The organism is Kribbella voronezhensis, from assembly GCF_004365175.1.
In the GTDB taxonomy this organism is placed as follows: Bacteria; Actinomycetota; Actinomycetes; order Propionibacteriales; family Kribbellaceae; genus Kribbella; species Kribbella voronezhensis.
Map to the genome: position 1 here is coordinate 1787161 of NZ_SOCE01000001.1, position 15689 is coordinate 1802849.

The following is a 15689-nucleotide window of genomic DNA, read 5'->3' on the forward strand; positions in this document are numbered from 1 at the left end:
ATACCGAGCACTCCACGCCCGGCCCGGCAACCTGCCCCGACCGGCTCAGGTGACACATCCGAGCCACCAATCGGCGAACAGGGGCGACGACCTCTGGACACGCTCCGCTCAGGTGTGGTCACATTCCGCTGCGACAGATTTACAACGCTGTAAATTTCCTCCTCCAGGAACGGAGTTCCATCGTGCGGACGAGAACAGCGACCACCTTCCGCCGGCTCTGCGCCCTCGCCCTCGCCGCCTGCGCGATCGCCGCGAGCACAGTCGCCCTGCCCGCCTCATCCGCCACCGCCACCGCGGACAGCCGGACGATCGTCGCCGGCAACGCCCGGTTCCAGGTGCTCTCCCCGACGCTGATCCGGACGGAGTACGCCGGTGACGGCCAGTTCCAAGACGCTTCGACCTTCAACGCCGTCGGCCGCAACGCCTTCCCTGCAACGCCCTTCACCTCATCGATCTCCGGCGGCGTCCTGACCATCCGGACGCGGGCGACAACCCTGACGTACCGGCTCGGCTCCGGCCCGTTCGACGCCGGCAACCTCAGCCTCAACCTCAACGCCGGAACCGCCGGAACCGCCGGGACCGCCGCGGTCGCCGCCGCGCCCTGGCATCGCCTGACCTGCCCGGTCGGCGCGCTCTGTGAAGCCGAAGACCTCACCGCCGACGGCCTCGGTACCGCGACCGACCACAACGGCTACACCGGCGGCGGATTCCTCGCCGGGTTCGAAACGACCGGCGCACAAGCCTCGGCAGACGTGAGCGCCACCACGGCAGGCACCTACACGCTGACCACGCGGTATGCCAATGGCACCGGCGGCGACGGCAAACACGAAGTACGGACGCTCAGTCTGTCCGTCGACGGCGGCGCGCCGACCACGCTGACCTTCGCGCCGACCGACGGCTGGGATTCGTGGGCGCTCGCGTCGGCTCCGATCACGCTCGGTGCCGGGCATCACGTCGTACGACTCAGCCGGTCCGCCGCCGACTCCGGGAACGTCAACGTCGACAGCTTCGCGATACTCAAGGCCGGCTCCGGCTATCCGCCTGCGAGCGCACGCGCGTACGGCGACTGCGCGTTCGGGGTCAGCTGCGAGGCAGAGGCCGGGCTGCCCGGTGGCTCGGCCAAGCTGGCGAGCGACCACCCGGCGTACGCGGGACGCGGCTTCATCGACGAACTCAACGACGGGTCGAGCCTCACCCAGCGCATCGTCGGCGTTCCCGCGGACGGCACCTATCAACTCTCCCTCCGCTACGCCAACGGCACCGGGGGCGACGGCAAGCACGAGACCCGGACCGCCGCCGTCACGGCAGCCGGCGTGACCCGTACGGCGTCGTTCCCCGCGACCACCGACTGGGACACCTGGAGCACCACCTCGGTCCCCGTCGACCTCAAGGCGGGCACGAACGAGGTCGTCCTCGGCTGCCCTGGTACGACGAGTTGCCACGTGAACCTCGACACGCTCGCGGTCACCACCATCGGCGTACCGGCTCCGCAGCCGCACCTCGCCCTCGGCGGATACCGTCGCGGGCTGGACGGTGTGAACGGCGACAACGGCACGCCCTCCACCACCGAGGGACTCCTCCATCGAGACGGCTGGTACCTCCTCGACGACACGACCTCGGCGCTCTACGACACCGGGAGTCGCAGGACAACGCAGCGACCGGCGCACGGCGCGAGCCCGTACCAGGACGGCTACGTCTTCGCATTCGGCCATGACTACAAGGCGGGCCTCGGCGATCTGGCAACGCTGACCGGACCACCGCAACTGCTCCCCCGGTGGGCGTACGGCGTCTGGTACTCCGAGTACTTCGATCGCACCGCCGCCGACTACCGCGACACCATCCTGCCGCGGTTCCGCGCCAACGGCGTACCGCTGGACGTGCTCGTCACCGACACCGACTTCAAGGCACCGGACACCTGGAACGGCTGGCAGTTCGACCGGACGAAGTTCCCCGATCCGGCCGGGTTCTTCGCCTGGTCGAAGTCACAGGGGCTGCACAACAACCTCAACGTCCACCCGAGCATCATGGGCTCCGACCCACAGTTCGCCCAGGCACAGGCCACCGCGAAGGGGAAGCTGACCAAATCCGGCTGCGGCACGGACTGCTACGTCTTCGACTGGAGCGACCCCGACCAGCTCAAGGCCTACCTCGACCTGCACCGCGAGATGATGCGACAGGGCAACGACTTCTGGTGGCTCGACTGGTGTTGCGACAGCTCTCGCTCCAGCCTGCCCGGCGTCACGCCGGACGCCTGGATCAACCAGCAGTACGCCGATCTCGCCGCGCCCGCGATCGGCCGCGGGTTCGTCATCTCCCGGGCCTACGGGTCCTTGCAGGCCGGTGGTTACGGCGGCCCGATCGGTCTGGCGACCGGTCCGTGGGCGGACAAGCGGAGCACCTTGCACTTCACCGGTGACACCTCGTCGACGTGGGGCACGCTGGCGATGGAGGTCGGCGTGACGCCGGCCGAATCCGCGGCGACCGGCATGTCCGCGATCAGCCACGACATCGGCGGCCACAACGACACCACCGGCCTGCCCGGCAGCGAGATCTACACGTCCGGCGGGCAACAGCGCCGTACGGCCAAGCTGCCCGACGACATGTACGCGCGCTGGGTCCAGCTCGGCACGTTCCAGCCGATCGACCGGTTGCACAGCAATCACAGCGACCGGCTCCCCTGGCAGTACGGTACTGCGGCGGCGCAGTCGGCGACCCGATTCCTCAACCTGCGCGAGAATCTGGTGCCTTACACCTACACGCTCGCCCAGCAGGCGGCGACGACCGGCGTACCGGTGGTCCGGCCGACGTACCTGGAGTATCCGGAGGAACCGACGGCGTACACGGCCGCCGGCAGCGAGTACTTCTACGGGCCCGATCTCCTGGTCGCTCCGGTGACGACGCCGGGGACGCAGGCGACCACCACCGTCTGGTTCCCGCCCGGCCAGTGGACGGACTACTTCACCGGCAAGACGTACGCCGGTGGAACGACCCAGCAGATCACGACCGGCCTCGACACCATGCCGGTGTTCCTCCGGGCCGGCGGCATCATGACGACGCGCACCGCGAACGTGGCGAACGACGGACAGAACCCGTTGACCAAGGCAACGGCAACCGTTGCCACCGGCGCCAACGGAACGTTCACGCTCTACGAGGACAACGGCTCGACGACGAACAAGTCGCAGAGCACGAGGACCGGGCTCACCTACACGGAGAATCATGGCAGGCACACGCTGACCATCGGCCCCTCACAAGGCCGGTTCCCAGGTCAGGTGAGCGCACGGGAGTGGACGGTCAAGTTCCTCGGCGTACCGACGGCACCCGCCAAGGTCAGCGGCAGCCGCAACTGGTCCTGGGACGCGACCACCCGGAGCCTCACCGTGCAGGTCAGCTCCACCCACCGGATCTCGTTCTGAGACTCAGTCGAAGGGACCCGAGCCCGGCTCGACGTTACCGCCGCCGAGCAGCTCCGAACCGTCGGTGGTCCGGCCGGGCTCGGGGATCCTGTCGGCGTACCGCTTGACCCGGGCGATCGCGAGCAGGATGGGAAGGCCGACGAGGCCGACGACGAGCAGCAGTACGCCGGGGAGCCGGTAGCCGGGATCGCGCAACAGCAAGATCCCGGCTACCGCCGCGCCTGCCGCCACCGCGCCCCACGGGCCGATCGTCCAGCGCCGCGCCATCCCGGCGACCGCCAGCCAGCCCGCCACCACGGCGACCACGGCCGCGGCAGTCGACGCCGCGCTCTCGTCGAGCGTCGCCGCGGCCACCAAGGCCGCGACCAGGACGAGGAGAGCAAGCCAGGCAGGAACCCGTGGCGCTGGTCGCGGATCGCGCAGTTCGGTCACGGCGACTCACAGTACAAGCCCCCGATCCGGCCCGGCAAAGGTAGAGCCTGCTGTAGCCCGATCCGCCCGGCAGCTGGATGGTTCGGCGACCGCTCCGTTCCTAGCGTTGGGACCAACCACAACGTCCCTCAAGGAGCAGTCATGACCGAGCCCTCCCGCCCAGATCTCAAGCACCGCATCCGCCTGTCCGGCAAGCGGTTCGCGGTGGCCGTGACCGCGGTCGCGGCGCTCACCGGTCTTGCCGGTGCGGCGAACCTCACCTCGGCCGCACCAGAGGCCGAAGCCGCGACCAGCCGTCCGCACAGCGCCGTCCAGGGCAGTTTGGACAAACTTGTCCAGGGCAACAGTTTTCCCGGCGCCATCGCCACCGTCCGGGATCGATCCGGCCACGTCCGCACCTACACGGCAGGCGTCGCGGACCGTACGACGGGTGCGCGGATCGCGCCCGACGGCCGGGTCCGGATCGGCAGCAACACCAAGCCGTTCACCTCGACCGTCGTCCTGCAGTTGGTGGGCGAAGGAAAGATCGGCCTCGACACCCCGATCGAGAAGTATCTTCCGGGCATGGTCCGGGGCAACGGCATCGACGGTCGTCGGATCACCGTCCGGCAGGTGCTGCAGCACACCAGCGGGATCCCGGACTACGACGACATCCTGGTCGACTTCCTGCCGCTGCAGCACACCTACTGGGAACCGCGCGAGATGGTCGACGTCGCGCTGCGCAGGAAGGCTTCCTTCCCGCCCGGTAAGGGCTGGGAGTACAGCAACACCAACTACATCCTGGCCGGCCTGATCGCCCAGAAGGTCACCGGCCGCCCGATCGGCGAGGAGATCACCCGCCGGGTGATCAATCGTGCGGGACTGCGCGACACCTACTGGCCCGCCTTGGGCGACCAGCGCATCCTCGGTCCGCACCCGCACGGCTACTACAAGACCACGCCCGACGGCAAGGAAGCCGACGTCACCGAACTCGATCCGTCCCTCGGCTGGTCCGCGGGTCAGATGATCAGCACCCCCGCGGACCTGAACCGCTTCTTCACCGCTCTCATCGACGGCAAGCTGCTGAAACCCGCGCAACTCAAGGAGATGCTGACGACCGTGGACGCACCCGACTTCGACGTCGTCGGCGGTTCGCGGTACGGCCTCGGTATCGCCCAGCTCAAGCTGTCCTGCGGGGGCACCGCCTGGACCCACGGTGGCGACATCTTCGGCTTCGAGACCCGCAACGCCGTCACCACTGACGGCCGTGAGGCGGCCATCGCGGTCACCGCCATGCCCACCACCATCGACGACGCCAAGCGAGTCGCGCACTCTCTCGACACCGCGCTTTGCAGCTAAAGAGAAACGACAGTGCCGGTCGTCCGGGCCTCTTCGGCGGCCCAGACGACCCGGTGCGTCGCAAGGCTGGTGACAGCGTCGGTGGGCAGCAGGGCCGGATCGTCTGACGCGACCGCTCGCAAGAAGGTGGCCGTGAGTTCCTGGTCGCCGCCACCGTGACCGTCGCCATCGGCTTCCGGTACGGCGAGGAGCTCTTCCGCGCCGGTCCGGAAGTCGACCAGCCGGATCGTGCTGCCGTCGCCGTCCAGGAAGCCGTGCGTACCGAGGAGTCTGGTCCGGCGATGCTCCATCGGCGTGAACGCGCTCATCGTGAACGAGCAGGTGGCGCCGTCGGCGAACTCCAGGTTCACCACCTGATGGTCGACGACGTCGTTGTCACAGGCATACACGCATCTGCCGTACGGCCCGGTCCGGAGCGCCTCCAGTACGCCGGCTTCCGTACGCTCGTCCGTCACCGCGCCGAGCGGCCAGAAATGCTGATCAGGCTCAGCCAGGCAGTCGAGATAGAGACGCTTGGCCGAATACGGGCAGGTCGGCTCCAGCGGACAGTCGAGGCATCGGGCCGCGGCCCCGGCCGGTCGCTCGGACGCCCGGAAATGGGTGAGGCTACCGAACGAACTGACCCGCGCCGGCGCGGCGCCGAACAGGTGCACCAGCCAGTCGAGATCGTGGCAGGCCTTGGTGAGCAGCATCGGCGCCGAGGTGTCCGCTCGCCGCCAGTGGCCGCGGACGAACGAATGCGCCTGATGCCACCAGCCGACCGGTTCCAGGTGCTGCACGTTCACCAGCCGGCCGATCCGGCCGGACCCGAGCAATTCCTTCACCATCCGCGTGTACGGCGTGTATCTCAGCACATGGCACACCGCCAGGATGATCCCGTTGCGTTCCGCAGCGGTCGCGATCGCGGCGGCATCCTGCTCGGTCGTCGCCATCGGCTTCTCCAGCAGCAGGTGATAGCCGAGATCCGCCAACCGCACGGCGGGAGCCCGATGCAACTGGTCCTGCGTCGCGATGATCGCCGCATCGGCCAGCCGTCCGGCGTCCGCGAGCTCGGCCCAGTCGGCGTACAGACGCTCGGGCGGTACGCCGAACTCGGTGCCGAGCGCCGATCGGCGACCCGGATCCGGCTCGGCGATCGCGGTCACCCGGGCCGCCCCGGAGCCGACCGCGCCGCGAGCGTAGAGCTGGCCCCGCAGGCCGCCGCCGACCAGGGCTAGAGTCACGGTTGTCATGGAATCCTTTCCCCGAGTTATTAAGGAGTCCATCATTATTGACATCAAAGACGACGAACCTCAAGGGGCGGGACGATGACCGAGGAGCCGAGCGGCGGCGACCTGTCGAGGCTGCGGCAGCTCAACGCACAGGCGGTCCTGCGCGCGCTGCGCGACGACAAACCGCTGACACTGACCGAGCTGGCCAAGCGAACCGGCCTGTCCAGGGCCTCCACCGAGGACGTCGCCCGGGAGCTGATCGAGCGCGGCTGGGTGGCCGAGGCCGAGCCGACCGCCGGGACCGTCGGCCGGCCCGCCCGGCGCTACCGGTTCCGCGCCGATGCGGGGCGAGTGCTCGGCGTCGACATCGGCGGGCACTCGATCCGGGCTCTGGTCACCGATCTCGACGGTGAGGTCCAGCACTCCACCAGTGTCGCAGTGACGCCCCAGCTCGGCCGCAAGGAACGCCTCGCCGCGCTGGACACCTGCGTGGCCGCGGCACTCACCGGCGCCGACGTGACCGCCGGGCAGATCTGGTCGACCGGCGTTGCCACCACCGGCCTGGTCGACGGAACCGGAAAGGTGATGCTGTCCGACTCGCTGGCCGAGTGGACCGGCGTCGACCTCGCGGCCCATCTCCGCAAGCTGGTCGGAGCGCCCGCTCGCGTGGAGAACGACAGCAAAGTGGCCGCACTGGCCGAATCGTGGCGTGGCGTGGCCCGGCACGCGAAGGACGTGGTGTTCCTGCTGGCCGGCGTACGGACCGGTACCGGCCTGATCATCGACGGCAAGCTGCATCGGGGCTTCGGCAACGCCGCCGGTGAGATCGGCGCCCTGCCGGCGATCGGCTGGCTCAAGGCTCCCGACCAGTTGCGCGCCTGGGCCGGCGGCAAGGACGAGTTCGAGGACGTCTTCCTGGCCGCCCGCAACGGCGATCGCGCGGCCGTCCGCGCGGTCCGGCGCTACACCCGCGACATCGCGATCGGCGTCTCGGCGCTCATCCTCACCCTCGATCCGGAGTTGTTGGTGATCGGCGGTGGCTTCTCCCGGTCGGCGGATCTCGTCCTCCAGCCGCTGCGCGCCGAGCTGGATCGCTGGTGCCTGCGGACACCCGAGATCAGGGTCTCGACCTTCGGCGACGAAGGGGTGGCGCTCGGCGCCGTCCGGCTCGCACTCGAACAGGTCGAGTCCCGCCTGTACGACGGCACGGAGCTCTCGCCGGCCGGCATCGCGGGCGCCTCCGGGCGACGGGCCTCCGGTTCGGCCGGCGAGAGGTGATCGGCGCCGACCCCTTGACATAATTTCCCTGGACTCCATGATTAATCCAATCACCGGGATGTGTCTGGAGGACCAGGATGTGGATGTCGAAGAGGCTGGGCGCGGTTGCGCTCGCGACGTTGCTGGCCGTGTCGGCCTGTTCGGGCGGCGGTGACGGCAAGGCAGCCGCCACCGACCCGAACGCGAAAGTCACGCTGTCGTACGGCGTCTGGGACGCCAACCAGAAGCCGGTGATGGAGACGCTGGCCGGCGAGTTCACCAAGACCCACCCGAACATCACCGTCCAGGTCCAGCTGACGCCGTGGGCCGACTACTGGACCAAGCTCAAGGCCGCCGTGACCGGTGGCGCAGCGCCGGACGTGTTCTGGATGAACGGTCCGAACTTCCAGCTCTACGCCTCGAACAAGGTGATCGCGCCGATGCCGGGCGACGCTGACCTGTCGGTCTATCCCAAGCCCCTGACCGACCTGTACACCTTCGAGGGCAAGCCGTACGGGCTGCCGAAGGACATGGACACCGTCGCGGTCTGGTACAACAAAGTGCTCTTCGACGCGAAGAAGCTCCCGTATCCCAAGGACGACTGGACCTGGGCGGACTTCACCGAGACCGCGGCGAAACTCAGCGACCCGGCCAAGGGCGTCTACGGCACCGCCGCCCAGTTGGGCAGCTTCCAGGAGTACCAGTACGACACGATCGCGCAGGCCGGCGGCTACGTGATCTCGCCGGACGGCAAGAAGTCGGGGTACGGCGACCCGAAGACCATTGCCGGCCTGAAGTTCTGGACCGACCTGATCGAGCAGAAGTCCTCGCCCGATCTGAAGACGATGACCGACACCACCCCGATCCAGCTCTTCGAGGCCGGCAAGATCGCGATGTACTGGGGCGGTTCGTGGAACGTCTCCGAGTTCACCGCGAACAGCTACACCAAGGGCAAGGTCGACGTCGCGCCGCTCCCCCGCGGCGAGAAGCAGGCCACCGTCATCCACGGGGTGGCGAACGTCGTCTCGACCAAGACCGCACACCCCGATCAGGCCTGGGAGTTCGTCCGCTTCCTCGGCTCCCGGCAGGCCGCGGAGATCCTTGGCCAGAAGGGCCCGATCCCCGCGTACGACGGCACGCAGACCGCGTGGGTCAAGGCGCACCCCGAGCTCAAACTCCAGACCTTCCTCGACTCGGTGAGTTACGCGGTGCCGTTCCCGGTGTCGAAGAACACCGCGGCGTGGAACGAGGCCGAGCTCACCTACCTCACCAAGGCGTGGACCGGTGAGGTCCCGACCGACAAGGCCGCCACCGAGCTGGCGCAAGCCATGGACGCCATGCTCGCCAAGGAATGACATGACGGTGACGACGACTCCTCAGCGAGACACCCTGCCGGCCAGGGCGCCGACGGCCGCCGCCGGTCAGCAGAGACGGCGGGGCCGGCTGAAGGAGGCCCTGTGGGGGTACGCGTTCATCGCTCCCACGGGGCTCGGGATAGCGGTCTTCTACCTCTGGCCGGTCCTGCAGACGGCCTACTTCTCGCTCACCGAGTGGGGTGCGTTCGGCGGCCACACGTGGACCGGTCTCGACAACTACCGGCGCCTGAGCAGTGATCCCGAGGTCGGCCGGGCGCTGGTGAACACCTTGACCTACACCGGCCTCGGTCTGCTCAGCATCCCGCTGGCGATCGGCTTCGCCGTCCTGCTCAACCGCAAGGGCATGCGGTTCGTGGGGTTCTACCGCACACTGTTCTTCCTTCCCGTCGTCACGATGCCGGTGGCGATCGCGATGGTGTGGCGGTGGCTCTACAACGGCGACTACGGGCTGACCAACTACCTGCTGTCCCTGATCGGGATCGACGGACCCAACTGGGTCGCCGATCCCGCGACCGCCCTGTACGCACTGGTCGTCGTCGGCGTCTGGAGCAGTGTCGGCTACAACCTGATCATCTTCCTGGCCGGCCTGCAGGCGATCCCCAAGGAGTACTACGAAGCAGCCGCCATCGACGGCGCCGGTCCGTTCCGCCAGTTCATCAGCGTCACCCTGCCGCTCCTTTCGCCGACGGCCTTCTTCGTCTCGGTCGTCTCGGTGATCGGTTCGCTGCAACTGTTCGACCTGGTCTACGTGATGGCGGGCTCCGGCGCCGGCGCGCGGGCGAATCCCGCGTTCCCGCGTCTGGAGACCGTCGTCCAGTTGTTCTACGACCGGGCCTTCGTCACCAACGACCGTGGCTACGCGGCGGCGATCGTGATGATGCTGCTGCTCGTCATCGTCGTTCTCACGGCCGTGCAGTTCCGGTTCCAGAAGAGGTGGGTGCACTATGCGTAAGAACCTCGGAGTGCACACCATCCTGATCGCCGCGGCACTGGCGATGGTGGCGCCTTTCGGCTGGCAGATCGTCACCTCGCTCAAGTCGTTGAGCAACGCAACGAAGGTCCCACCGTCACTGCTGCCGGAGGGCCGGTGGGACAACTACGGCAAGGTCTTCGACGTCCTGCCGTTCGGCCACCAGTTCCTCAACACCGTGCTGATGGCGGGGTTGCGGACGATCGGGCAGGTGCTGTTCTGCTCGATGGCGGCCTACGCTTTCGCCCGGCTGCGGTTCCCCGGCCGCAACGTGCTGTTCGGGATCCTGCTCTCGGTCCTGATGGTGCCGCCGCAGTTGTTCATCATTCCGCAGTACCAGATCATCTCGTCGCTCGGCTGGCTCAATTCCCTGCAGGCGTTGGTGGTTCCGGGCCTGTTCAGCGCGTTCGGCGTCTTCCTGCTCCGGCAGTTCTTCCTCGGCCTGCCCAAGGAACTCGAGGAGGCCGCCGCGATCGACGGCGCCGGGCCGGTGCGCATCTACTGGTCGATCGTGCTGCCACTGGCCCGTCCCGGACTGGTCGCACTCGCTCTGCTGGTCCTGCTCTGGTCCTGGAACGACCTGTTCTGGCCGCTGGTGGTGAACACCGATCCCGGCAAGATGACGCTGTCCGCCGGACTCGCCTCCTTGCAGGGACAGTTCCAGACCGACTACCCCGTCCTGATGGCCGGATCGCTGCTCGCCTCCCTGCCGATCATCGCCGTCTTCACCGTCCTGCAACGCCAGTTCATCCAAGGAATCGCCACCTCAGGCATCAAAGGCTGACCCCTTCCACCGCCCCAGGAGGACACCGCCATGAAATCTCTCCGCCCACTGAAACTGCTGGCCGGCCTCGTCGTCGGCAGCCTGGCCACAGCCTTCGCCGTCGTCTCGCCCGCCTACGCGACCATCAGCGGGCTCTCGGCAACCAATGACGCCACCACCGTCACGTACCAGTTCACCTTCACCGGCGCACCGCAGTACGCGCGGACCTACATCGACACGGATCGCAACGCCGCAACCGGCTTCGCGCAGGGCGGCATCGGCGCCGACTACCTGCTGGAGAACAACAACCTCTACCACCACAACGGCGGCGGCTGGAGCTGGACGCTGGTCAAAACAGTGACCTACTCCGGCACCGGCGGGGTGGCTCGGTGGACGGTGGCGCGCGCCGACATCGGCGAGACCGCTTCACCCGATGATGCCGATCTGATCTTCCAGGTGGAGAGTCCGCTGGAGACCTCCACCAAGTACACCCACGTCTACAGCGGCGGTGGCGGGTCAGGGACTCAGGTGACCTACACGCCGGCGACCGACAACTTCGCCAACCCCGAGCGCGGGCTCTACCACCACACCGGAGACTGCGACAAGACCGACTTCTCGCTCGCCACTCTGCAGAGCTACCGCACCAGCCAGGGCATCTCGCTGGTGATGTGCATCTTCTACCTTGCCGAGTACAAGAACTCGGCGATCGCACAGTCGGCACTGGATCACCTCCAGCAGCAGCTCGCGACCGTCCGGGCAGCCGGCCTCAAGGTCGTACTGCGGTTCGCCTACACCACTTCGACCAGCGGTGACGACGCGTCCTTGTCCCGGGTGCAGTCGCACCTCGACCAACTGGCGCCCTACCTGAGCAGCAACAAGGACGTCATCGCCGTCATGCAGGCAGGCTTCATCGGTGCCTGGGGCGAGTGGTACTACACCCAGAACTTCGGCAACGCCGGCGTGATCAGCGCGACCGACTGGGCCAACCGCAAGGCCGTCACCGACAAGGTCCTCAGCGTGCTGCCGTCGGACCGGATGATCCAGCTCCGTACGCCGAAGCTCAAGCGGACGCTGTACTCGACCAGCCCGGTCGCGTCCGGTCAGGCCTACAACGGATCGGCCCTCTCCAGGGTCGGTCACCACAACGACTGCTTCCTGGCCAGCGCGGACGACTTCGGCACCTACGAGAACACCTCGGTCGAGTATCCCTACCTGCAGTCCGACACGACGTACGTGCCGATGGGCGGCGAGACCTGCGGCACGAACCCACCACGGTCGAGCTGTCCCACCGCGCTGACCGAACTCGCGCAGTTCCACTGGTCCTACCTGAACACCGACTACGAACCCAACGTCCTCAACTCGTGGAGCACCGGGGGCTGCCTCGCCGACATCACCAAACGACTCGGCTATCGCTTCACCCTGCAGAACGGCACATTCCCGACCACCGCCACGCGAGGTGGCAGCCTTCCCGTGACGATCAACCTGCACAACGACGGCTTCACCACGCCATACAACCCGCGCAGCGCCGAGCTAGTACTGCGGAACACGTCGACCGGAGCCGTGCAGCGACTGGCGCTCAACACCGACCCGCGCCGGTGGACGGCCGGTTCGACGACCACCATCTCGCAGACCCTCACCATTCCCGCAGGCCTTCCGACGGGCAGCTATGCCCTGCTTCTCAACCTGCCCGACCCGCAACTGTCCAGCCGCCCCGAGTACTCCGTGCGCTTCGCCAACCAGTCCACCTGGGAGCCGGCGACCGGCATGAACTCGCTCCTCCGCACCATCACCGTCAGCTGATTCAAGGAGACCACTGTGAAACGGCTATTCGCGGGTATCGCCCTGCTCGGGCTGGTCCTGCCGACTCAGGCTGCTGTTGCCAGCAGCAACGGATCGAAGACCACTCTGACCTATACAACGTCGAGTGACGTGATCGCCAATCCGGAGCGTGGTTTCTACCACCACACGGAGACGCACTACTACGCGGACGGCAGCGGCTACGTGCCGCTCGACCTGACCACACTGCGTGACTTCCGGACCCAGGAGAACATCACCCAGATCCTGCGGGTGTTCTACCTGGAGAAGTTCGCGAGCCAGGACGTCCTCGACAAGGCCTACCTGGACAAGGTCCGGGCCGACTTCAGGACCGCCCGTGCGGCCGGGGTGAAGACGATCGTGCGCTTCGCCTACGCCCTGCCCGGCGAGGGGTGGCCACCGCCCACGCCGTACGGCGATGCGCCGGTAGCCCGGGTGCTCAAGCACATCGCGCAGCTGACGCCGATCCTGCGCGAGAACGCCGATGCCATCGAGCTCGTCCAGCAGGGCTTCATCGGGTTGTGGGGCGAGGGCTACTACACCGACCACTTCTCCGACCCGGCCGACCCGAGCATCGTCACCGACCAGAACTGGGCCGATCGCAAGGCCGTCACCGACGCGCTTCTCCGCGCGCTCCCCCGCGACCGGATGATCCAGGTGCGCACGCCGTACATGAAACAGCGCATGTACGGCCTCCCGACCGGGGCCACGGGTGGACTCGACGCCGAGCACGCGTACGACGGGTGGCCGGTGGCGCGGATCGGGCATCACAACGACTGCTTCCTGGCCAGCCCGGACGACTTCGGCACCTACCTCAGCGACCCGCTCGAACTCGACAAGGACTTCGTTGCCCAGGACACCAATTACCTGCCGGAAGGCGGCGAGACCTGCGCCGTGAACTCGCCCCGGTCGGACTGGCCGTCCGCGTCCGAGGAGATGGCGAGGCTGCACTTCTCCTTCCTCAACACCGACTACAACCAGGACGTGCTGAACACCTGGGGCGACAACATCACCACCGCGAAGAAGCAACTCGGCTACCGCTTCGAACTGGTGAAGGGGACGTTCACCGACAGCACCCGCCCGCACGGCAAGATGACGGTCAGCCTCGACATCCGCAACAGCGGCTGGGCTGCGCCGTACAACCCGCGCAAGGTCCAACTGATCTTCCAGAGCGCCAAGCACACCTTCAAGGTGACGCTCCCCGTCGATCCGCGCCGCTGGGCATCCGGTACGACGACCACGCTCACGCAACAGGTGAACGCGCCCGCCGTACCGGGCCAGTACCGCCTGCTGCTCAACGTCGCCGACGCGTCGCCGCGGTTGCAGGGCAACCCGGCCTACTCGATCCACTTCGCCAATGTCGGCACCTGGCAGCCCGCGACCGGCTACAACGATCTCGGTCAGGTCGTGACGGTCAGGTAGGCCCTAATGACCGGCCCCGTCTGTGATCCGGAAGACGGGACCATAGCGACCATCGGCGGCGGCCTTCAGTATCGTCTTGCCGCCGCCGGTGGTCAACTGGACGGCAGTGTTGTCTCTGAGCCTGGTCGCCTTGCCGGTCAAGGAGACGTCGTTGAGAACGACGTCGCCCTTCGGGTTGCCGAGGACAACGACGTACAGGTCGGTGCCTTTGGCCGTGAAGACGACCTTGTCGCCGGCGACCGTTGTCGTCGCGGACCTGGTCCACGGGCGGGTGCCGTCCATCGCCTCGCGGTTGGTGCGCAGCCAGGAGCCGACTCCGGTGAGGCGACTGAGCTGCGCCGGGACGATCTCGCCCTCTCCGCCGCTCGGGCCGACGTTGAGCAGGAAGGCACCATTGTTCGCCGCCGCCTTGGCCAGCGAAGCGATCAGCTCGGGCGTCTTGGCGTAGTCGGCCTCGGTCTCCGCCCGGTTGTAGCCGAACGAGCCGCCGATCCCGCGGTCCTGCTGCCAGAACTTGGTCTGGATGCTGTCGAAGTCGGTGTACTCCGGGGTCCGGAAGTCGCTGTGCGGCACGTCCCCTGGCGTACTGATGCCGTCGGCAACATCAGGGAGCTTGAACAACGGTTTCATCAAGGTATCGAATCCCCAGCGCATCGGCTTCGGGCTCATCACCTGGCTACCGAACGACGCCGTCCGCCAGCGGTCGTCGACGACTCCCTCGGGGACGGTGTTGTAGTAGTCCGCGATGAGCGAGTAGAGCCGCTTCGAGCCGGTCGGCCAGGAGATGTCGTTCCAGAGAATGTCCGGCTTGTACCGGTCGATCAGCTCGTGCACCTGGTCGATCACGTACCGGCGATAGTCCTCGCCGTAGTGCAGGTAGGAGTAGTCGCCGAGGGTCTGCACGACCTTCTGCTGGAAAGTCCAGTCGACTCCGCCGGAGTAGTACATCCCGAACTTCAGCCCTTGCTTGCGTACCGCGGTGGCCAACTCCCCCATCAGGTCCCGCTGGGAGTGGAAGTCAGGCGCATGCGGATTCCGTACTGCGGTGGGCCACATCGAGTACCCATCGGCGTACTTGGCCGTCACCACGACGTACGAGGCACCGGCTGCCTTGAACTGCGCGGCCCATTGGTCCGGGTTCCAGTTGGCGAGGCCGGCCGCGAAGGTCTTGGCGAAGTCCTCGTAGGGCGCGTCGCCGTAGCGCTCCCGGTGGAACTTCGCGGTCGGCGACGTCGGGTCCTTCATCGCGTTCGCGTAGTCCTCGGCGTACGGGTTGCGCGTCATGGCGCGGTCGTACTGCGTCTCCAGCAGCTTGTTGAAGGTCGTCCCGGTCGGCGCGTAGCCCGGCACGGAGTACAGGCCCCAGTGGATCATCACGCCGAACTTGGCGTCCTGGAACCACTTCGGCAGCGGGTGCTTGGTCAACGACTTCAGGTCCGCGGTGTAGGGGCCGGAGGTCGTCATCTCCGCCTTGCGGCCGTCCTGCCAGGACCAGATCTTCGTCCCGGCGAGAAAGACCAGGCCCAGCACGAGGACCAGGACGACGAGTCCGCCGAACACCCGGCGAATCCGGTGCCGCTTCTTCTTCGGGGGCTGCTGACTCTGGCTCGATTCGGTCGACATGCTCTCACCCTCGCCCCTCCACCCGCCCCGCGAGTCCTCCGAGAGCATCGACGAAACAACTAAAGGTTG

General features: G+C 67.4%; 11 protein-coding genes. 8 read left to right on the forward strand and 3 right to left on the reverse strand.

Annotated elements, in window-relative coordinates; translation table 11 throughout:
• Nucleotides 1-182: 182 nt before the first annotated feature.
• Nucleotides 183-3413: a TIM-barrel domain-containing protein gene (locus EV138_RS07970; protein WP_133977758.1), complete on the forward strand. Its 3231-nt coding sequence runs from the start codon at nucleotides 183-185 to the stop codon at nucleotides 3411-3413.
• A gap of 3 nt (nucleotides 3414-3416) precedes the next feature.
• Here the strand turns inward: EV138_RS07970 and EV138_RS07975 are convergent, their stop codons facing one another.
• Nucleotides 3417-3845 carry a hypothetical protein gene (locus EV138_RS07975; RefSeq protein WP_133977759.1) on the reverse strand — a complete coding sequence of 143 codons (429 nt, stop codon included), beginning with the start codon at nucleotides 3843-3845 and terminating at the stop codon, nucleotides 3417-3419.
• 141 nt (nucleotides 3846-3986) lie between these two features.
• Between EV138_RS07975 and EV138_RS07980 the strand changes: the two genes are divergently transcribed.
• Complete coding sequence (locus tag EV138_RS07980; RefSeq protein ID WP_133977760.1) at nucleotides 3987-5183, forward strand: serine hydrolase domain-containing protein; 1197 nt, start codon at nucleotides 3987-3989, stop codon at nucleotides 5181-5183.
• Here EV138_RS07980 and EV138_RS07985 read toward each other — a convergent pair.
• On the reverse strand, nucleotides 5180-6415 hold the full coding sequence (locus EV138_RS07985; RefSeq protein WP_133977761.1) for a Gfo/Idh/MocA family protein: 1236 nt from the start codon (nucleotides 6413-6415) through the stop codon (nucleotides 5180-5182). The genes EV138_RS07980 and EV138_RS07985 overlap by 4 nt on opposite strands.
• 75 nt (nucleotides 6416-6490) lie before the next feature.
• On the opposite strand from EV138_RS07985, the gene EV138_RS07990 reads away from it, so the two are divergent.
• From EV138_RS07990 to EV138_RS08015, 6 genes are all read left to right on the forward strand, one after another.
• Nucleotides 6491-7672 (forward strand): ROK family transcriptional regulator, encoded by a 1182-nt coding sequence (locus tag EV138_RS07990; protein WP_133977762.1) that lies wholly within the window; start codon nucleotides 6491-6493, stop codon nucleotides 7670-7672.
• An 83-nt stretch (nucleotides 7673-7755) separates the two neighbouring features.
• On the forward strand, nucleotides 7756-9006 hold the full coding sequence (locus EV138_RS07995; protein WP_133977763.1) for an ABC transporter substrate-binding protein: 1251 nt from the start codon (nucleotides 7756-7758) through the stop codon (nucleotides 9004-9006).
• A 1-nt stretch (nucleotide 9007) separates the two neighbouring features.
• Complete coding sequence (locus tag EV138_RS08000) at nucleotides 9008-9979, forward strand: carbohydrate ABC transporter permease (RefSeq protein WP_238158004.1); 972 nt, start codon at nucleotides 9008-9010, stop codon at nucleotides 9977-9979.
• Nucleotides 9972-10781 (forward strand): carbohydrate ABC transporter permease, encoded by an 810-nt coding sequence (locus EV138_RS08005; RefSeq protein WP_133977764.1) that lies wholly within the window; start codon nucleotides 9972-9974, stop codon nucleotides 10779-10781. The genes EV138_RS08000 and EV138_RS08005 overlap by 8 nt, the downstream gene beginning before the upstream one ends.
• Before the next feature lie 30 nt (nucleotides 10782-10811).
• Nucleotides 10812-12560 (forward strand): DUF4832 domain-containing protein, encoded by a 1749-nt coding sequence (locus tag EV138_RS08010; RefSeq protein ID WP_133977765.1) that lies wholly within the window; start codon nucleotides 10812-10814, stop codon nucleotides 12558-12560.
• Nucleotides 12561-12575: 15 nt separating this feature from the next.
• Complete coding sequence (locus EV138_RS08015) at nucleotides 12576-13997, forward strand: DUF4832 domain-containing protein (RefSeq protein WP_133977766.1); 1422 nt, start codon at nucleotides 12576-12578, stop codon at nucleotides 13995-13997.
• A 3-nt stretch (nucleotides 13998-14000) separates the two neighbouring features.
• On the opposite strand, the gene EV138_RS08020 is transcribed toward EV138_RS08015, so the two are convergent.
• Nucleotides 14001-15620 (reverse strand): alpha-L-fucosidase, encoded by a 1620-nt coding sequence (locus EV138_RS08020; RefSeq protein ID WP_166678527.1) that lies wholly within the window; start codon nucleotides 15618-15620, stop codon nucleotides 14001-14003.
• Nucleotides 15621-15689: the final 69 nt, after the last annotated feature.

Bases quoted from the DNA above. Each gene is read 5' to 3' on its own strand.
- EV138_RS07980 (WP_133977760.1), top strand. From the start codon at position 3,987: ATGACCGAGCCCTCCCGCCCAGATCTCAAGCACCGCATCCGCCTGTCC.
- EV138_RS07985 (WP_133977761.1), bottom strand. From the start codon at position 6,415: ATGACAACCGTGACTCTAGCCCTGGTCGGCGGCGGCCTGCGGGGCCAG.
- EV138_RS07990 (WP_133977762.1), top strand. From the start codon at position 6,491: ATGACCGAGGAGCCGAGCGGCGGCGACCTGTCGAGGCTGCGGCAGCTC.
- EV138_RS07995 (WP_133977763.1), top strand. From the start codon at position 7,756: ATGTCGAAGAGGCTGGGCGCGGTTGCGCTCGCGACGTTGCTGGCCGTG.
- EV138_RS08000 (WP_238158004.1), top strand. From the start codon at position 9,008: ATGACGGTGACGACGACTCCTCAGCGAGACACCCTGCCGGCCAGGGCG.
- EV138_RS08005 (WP_133977764.1), top strand. From the start codon at position 9,972: ATGCGTAAGAACCTCGGAGTGCACACCATCCTGATCGCCGCGGCACTG.
- EV138_RS08010 (WP_133977765.1), top strand. From the start codon at position 10,812: ATGAAATCTCTCCGCCCACTGAAACTGCTGGCCGGCCTCGTCGTCGGC.
- EV138_RS08020 (WP_166678527.1), bottom strand. From the start codon at position 15,620: ATGTCGACCGAATCGAGCCAGAGTCAGCAGCCCCCGAAGAAGAAGCGG.